This window comes from Ignavibacteria bacterium, assembly GCA_016873845.1.
Taxonomy (GTDB): Bacteria; Bacteroidota; Ignavibacteria; order Ch128b; family Ch128b; genus JAHJVF01.
Genome location: VGVX01000109.1, coordinates 1 through 5,162, shown reverse-complemented (window position 1 = coordinate 5,162; position 5,162 = coordinate 1). Strand labels below are relative to the sequence as shown.

Below are 5,162 nucleotides of genomic sequence, written 5' to 3'. Positions count from 1 at the left end.
AACCAAGAAACTTGTTTTAATCAGATGAAAGGGCAACTGCAGCTAACAAGCAAAAACATGACGCAAATAATAATTTCCTAAGAGATTCTTCGACATTAAGTCTCGAATCGCTCAATGCCGTTGCTCTCAATAAATATTTTTATAATAGTTCGCAACGGCAATGTATGTTTTTGCAGAACGTTAGGCGCCATTTGCTCTATGCACTATTTATCAATTCCGAGGATTAGAACAGGAATGTCAATATTAGATACACCACGATGCTCCAAATCCCAAACGAACTGCTCGAAGTACGAAACTCCGGTTGACATTTGGTCAGCAAATTTCTTTATAGGAACAATCTCTATTCCAGCATCAATGAAACCAAGTTTATTAAATATCGTCATCTTTGCACAGACATTGTACACCATAAAAGCATATTTACCGAACTGGACTTCAATCCCAAGTTTTTCCTTTATGAAGTCCATTTCTCGAAATGCACCTTTGTTTAATTTAGCGGGTTTATAATCAGGGGAATAAAATTGAGTGGGATACTCACAAGGAACTCGTTGGTCTTTCCATTTAAATTTATCAAACTCATACTTGAAAGCTTTGTTCAATGCCTTAGGATTATACAACATTTTACCCGGCATTGTCTTTTCTTCACTCTTTTTTGTTTTGGCTTTCTGTGCACTTACCTTACTTATAACTTGTATGACTTCTTTCAGCAAATGAGGATATTTTCGGTCGATAGTTTCTTGTCCATTATTAAAAGAATAAATGCCAACGATTTTCATTCAGTTTCTCTATTATCGTTACCATTGCCGTTTTTCCATTCGGTTGGAATTTGTGATACTTTTTCTTTTCCAGTTGGCTCAAATACAGGTTTACCAAGTGGTCTAATTTTAAGTTTACCAGTGTAGAAATCTTCGATTCGTTCTTTTGCAATAGCAATATATTCTTGTTCTTTGTCAACGCCAATAGCTTTTCGGTTATGCTTTAATGCAGCGATTAGTGCAGAACCAACACCACAATAAGGGTCTAGGATCCAATCATCTTCGTTGGTAAGTGCAAGGACGCAACGTTCTATTAATTCAATTGGATATTGGCAAGGATGTACTGTTTTCTCCGGATGATTTGCTTTCACATTTGGAATATCCCAAAGTTCTTCATCCCATTCTTGCTTAACAAATTCCCAAACATCTGAGGGATTTTTTCCAAGAGGATTTCCAGAAGGAAGTCCACGCTTTGGCCCTTTGAAATGTCTTTTTCCTGGATACTTCGATGGAACACGGACATCATCTAAGTTAAATGTATATTCATCTGATTTCGTAAACCAGAGGATTGTTTCATATCGTCCTGAAAATCGTTTGCTGGCATGTAAACCGTGATTGAAACGCCAAATAATACGGTTTCGTAACTTCATTCCGTATTTTTTAAAGTGGCTATAGTATAGAGTATCAAGCGGGAAAACTTCAGAATTATCAACAAAGTTTCCAACTTGCCAGCAAATGCTTCCATCAATTCGGAGTTTCTTTACTAGTTTTTCGATTACGTGGTCTTGGAAATCTAAATATGCTTCAATCGCAGTTTTACTTTCATATTCTTTTCCAAGGTTGTATGGAGGAGAAGTAATAATTAACTTAGCAGTATCATTTGGGACAGTATCAAGAAAATCAAGTGTATCACCACAATTTAAAATAATTCGTGCATCGGGGTCATAATTATCTATGATTTCCGGACCTTTAAACATTGGATATGTATTATCGTGAATTAGCATAATTCAATTTACAAAACATGATCAAAGAGAGCAAACGGCACTTAACAAGCGTAACAACGTCGCCTCATTTATTAAGAATTATTGTGGCTCAACGCTTTCGCTCACTGAATTTAGTTTTTATGAGTTCGCTCCAGCGTTGCGTTGTTACGCCAAACGTTCGAAATGCCACCTAGCTCGATATGAACGCCAGTGACCAAAAACGAATCGAGGAGCTGGTCCGAGAGGACATCACCATCGTTCCTTACGATTCACAATGGCCAACACTGTTCTAACGAGAGGTCGATTTTCTATGCACTCTACTTCCAAAGGGTCTCATTACAAGAATCGAACATTTTGGCAGCAGCGCAGTCCCAGGCTTGTCGGCAAAACCCATCATCGATATCTTGGCAGAAGTCGGCAGTCTCGAAGAAACGAAAACGACTATCGTACCTATTCTTCAAGCTGCTGGATACGAATATCTTTGGCGCCCTAACATTGACAATCAGCCTCCGTACTATGCTTGGTTCATCAAGAGAAATCAAAGCGGTGAACGTACTCATCACATTCATATGGTCGAGGCAGACTCTGAGTTGTGGGATCGTCTTCTCTTTAGAGATTATCTTCGGCAATTCTCTGCTGAAGCTCACCGGTACGATCAGTTGAAGCGTTCGCTCTCTCAACTCTATCACAATGACAGAGTCGCATACACAAGAGAAAAGAGAGAGTACATTTCTTCAATAACCAAAAAAGCGAAGCACTTTTTTGCATCTCGTACTTGATGTGGCACTTCGCCTAACAGCGGTAACACCGGAGCTCTCCTCCTACATGGCGCACCGGAGTGAATTCGATAAGGCAGCACTTCAGCGGATCGCTCAACGGTCTTGCTCACGAATTGGTATTGATGATCCAGCCGCAGGTAATGAATCGTTCGTAGCGGCTTCTGCAACATCATTTCTGAGTTCGCAAAACCAATGCGTTGAGCGGCTAAACATTGTACGTCATGCTTTGGCGATAGAACGACTATAACGAACAAATCAGAATTAAAAATAAAAAATAAAAAAAATAGCAATGGGAAAAATAACACAAATAAAAACCAAACAAACCTCTGCAAGTGTTGAGGACTTTATAAGCAAAGTAAAAGATGAACAGCAACGAAAAGACAGTCTCGTAATTATTGAAATGATGAAAAAACTTAGTGGTGAAAAACCTAAAATGTGGGGTTCCTCACTCATCGGTTTTGGTAACAAGATATATAAAAGCCCGAATACAGGGAGAGAAGTAGATTGGTTTCTTATTGGATTTTCGCCTCGAAAAGCAAACCTTTCTTTACATCTCGTCTTTGAGATTAACAAACACTCAGACACACTTAAAAAATTAGGTAAGTTCAAAACGGGAGGTGGCTGCCTTTATATAAACAAACTAACTGATATCGATCTAAAGATTTTAGAAAAATTAATCGCCGTAGCATTAAAAGTAAAATAGTTTAATTATTGTGACTTATTTTCACAATTTGAAACACTAATCTGAATGAGATGAGATTAAAATAACTAAAGCAAACAGAAGAAAGGTAATAATATTTAAAGCATGAATTCAAAAGGAAAAACCGTGAATGAAATTCTTACTAATCTTCCTAAAGACAGAGTAGAACCGTTCAACAAACTTCACGATGTAATTGTAAAAAATTTGCCTCAAGGATTTGAACCGGCAATCAGTTATGGAGGATTGGGTTATGTTGTTCCGCATAAACTCTATCCTGCGGGTTATCATTGCAAACCAAGCGAGCCACTTCCTTTCGCTGGAATTGCTTCGCAAAAACACTCTATTAATTTTTACCATATGGGTATTTATACCGACACTAAATTATTGAAGTGGTTTATTTCCGAATATCCCAAACACAGTAACCAAAAACTTGATATGGGCAAAAGTTGTGTCCGCTTTAAGAAAATGGAAGCAATTCCCTATAAGCTCATTGCTGAGTTAATGAAAAAAATGAGTGTTAAACAATGGATAGAGCAATACGAAACTGCATTTAAACCAAAATCAAAACTTGCGAGAGCAAAATCAAAAACATAAAATAAAATCTTATAGCTACTAAATAGTGAGGAATATCAAATGAACATGATAGAAATATTGTATTGATGGACTTTGTTTCGAGAGTAGCACGAATGCACAACATGGACTCTGCGAAAGTGGCGTTTCGGTGATTAATTGAACATCTGTGCTGCGTATTAAGTGCAGTGCTGTCAGGAATTTTTTTGCTTCGTATTCGCCGCCTTTGCCAAACCATGGATCATTGACTCATAAATAATGTAACCATAGACATATTGGTTTTTAGGTCGCTGCCTCATAATATATGTAACCGAAATAATCTTGGGGAAATAGAATATTATGTTCAGCCACGCGAAAAAGAGAACTTACTTAGAATATGAAATCGTTTCTTTTCTTTATCTAAATCCCAGAAAAAAATTATATTCGATTTACAAGCTGCATCATAACTCTATCTAATGAAAACGTTTTTATTGACCTTCTACGAAGGTCGTCTTTATGTGTCATCTCTTCGCTACAATAATAGAACATCTACGATGTTCCACTTATTTTAATAATTCAATTTCGAGGTTGAACGAATAACCGAAAAGTCGGGGTTTCTCAATTCAGATCAACCTCGTAGGAACTGAATTATTGTAGAAAATAATCAAGACATCAAATTCAAACTCGTAGGTCGCATTATAATCGGGAATCTAAAGCTGGGCTTTTTAATTCTGAGTACAAATTTCTAAAAGTCGGGCTTTGTAATACAAACGTCCTATTTTTTAGAATCATAGTTATTGACATTTTTAATTATTTTCGGTTACCAATTATTATGATTTTTTGGCGCGTGCTAGTATGTTCGCACCGCAGCAAAAACATGCGTCGTTTGATAGTGGCGATCGTCGATCATTCAATCCCACTAATCGGCACAGTATTCTTTTTGCACATGTTAGCTATCGTTGGCGTGAACAGTCTATCCTAATCTTGAGAATAGTACAATGATAGAGTGGATTATACTCATTACCGTCGCTTGGATCGCTGCAACCATCTCGGGTGTGGCAGGCTTTGGCGGGTCACTCTTGATTCTTCCCGTCTTCTCGCATGTTGTCGGAGCGAAGAAAGCAATTCCAATTCTAACAATCGCTTGGCTGATGGGCAATCTCTCGCGAGCAGCATTCGGGTATAGAGACATTCGTTGGCAACCAGTCGGATATTTCAGTATGGGATAGTGTGCTTTCTACCGGAAGACTAATTTATGGAGTTGCTGCGGACGATTCGCACCGCGAAAGTCATCAAGCTAAAGCTTGGATAATGGTTTATTCTTCATCAAATAATAAAGATACTTTGGTAAAAGCAATTCGAAACGGAGATTTTTATTGCAGTACGGGAATAATACTTG

Annotated in this window: 6 protein-coding genes and 1 pseudogene; 5 read left to right on the top strand and 2 right to left on the bottom strand. The window is 37.8% G+C overall.

Annotated elements, in window-relative coordinates; translation table 11 throughout:
- Window positions 1-203: 203 nt before the first annotated feature.
- The gene (locus FJ213_12710) at window positions 204-773 is read right to left on the bottom strand and encodes a restriction endonuclease (protein MBM4177010.1); all 570 of its coding nucleotides are present in this window, start codon (window positions 771-773) and stop codon (window positions 204-206) included.
- On the bottom strand, window positions 770-1,756 hold the full coding sequence (locus tag FJ213_12705) for a site-specific DNA-methyltransferase (GenBank protein ID MBM4177009.1): 987 nt from the start codon (window positions 1,754-1,756) through the stop codon (window positions 770-772). The genes FJ213_12710 and FJ213_12705 overlap by 4 nt, the downstream gene beginning before the upstream one ends.
- Before the next feature lie 179 nt (window positions 1,757-1,935).
- Between FJ213_12705 and FJ213_12700 the strand changes: the two are divergent.
- The 5 genes and pseudogenes from FJ213_12700 (at window position 1,936) to FJ213_12680 (ending at window position 4,992) form a co-directional block, all read left to right on the top strand.
- Window positions 1,936-2,514, top strand: a pseudogene (locus FJ213_12700) (GrpB family protein).
- A complete protein-coding gene (locus FJ213_12695) occupies window positions 2,498-2,761 on the top strand; it encodes a hypothetical protein (GenBank protein MBM4177008.1) in 264 nt (87 codons plus the stop codon). The pseudogene FJ213_12700 and the gene FJ213_12695 overlap by 17 nt, the downstream one beginning before the upstream one ends.
- A gap of 42 nt (window positions 2,762-2,803) precedes the next feature.
- Entirely contained in the window at window positions 2,804-3,217 is a 414-nt protein-coding gene (locus FJ213_12690; protein MBM4177007.1) for a DUF1801 domain-containing protein, read from the top strand.
- 102 nt (window positions 3,218-3,319) lie between these two features.
- Window positions 3,320-3,808 (top strand): DUF1801 domain-containing protein, encoded by a 489-nt coding sequence (locus FJ213_12685; GenBank protein MBM4177006.1) that lies wholly within the window; start codon window positions 3,320-3,322, stop codon window positions 3,806-3,808.
- 953 nt (window positions 3,809-4,761) lie between these two features.
- Window positions 4,762-4,992 carry a hypothetical protein gene (locus tag FJ213_12680; protein MBM4177005.1) on the top strand — a complete coding sequence of 77 codons (231 nt, stop codon included), beginning with the start codon at window positions 4,762-4,764 and terminating at the stop codon, window positions 4,990-4,992.
- Window positions 4,993-5,162: the final 170 nt, after the last annotated feature.

What these genes read in the sequence shown, in the direction of transcription:
- FJ213_12710 (MBM4177010.1), bottom strand. Translation starts at nt 773, where the DNA reads ATGAAAATCGTTGGCATTTATTCTTTTAATAATGGACAAGAAACTATC.
- FJ213_12705 (MBM4177009.1), bottom strand. Translation starts at nt 1,756, where the DNA reads ATGCTAATTCACGATAATACATATCCAATGTTTAAAGGTCCGGAAATC.
- FJ213_12690 (MBM4177007.1), top strand. Translation starts at nt 2,804, where the DNA reads ATGGGAAAAATAACACAAATAAAAACCAAACAAACCTCTGCAAGTGTT.
- FJ213_12685 (MBM4177006.1), top strand. Translation starts at nt 3,320, where the DNA reads ATGAATTCAAAAGGAAAAACCGTGAATGAAATTCTTACTAATCTTCCT.
- FJ213_12680 (MBM4177005.1), top strand. Translation starts at nt 4,762, where the DNA reads ATGATAGAGTGGATTATACTCATTACCGTCGCTTGGATCGCTGCAACC.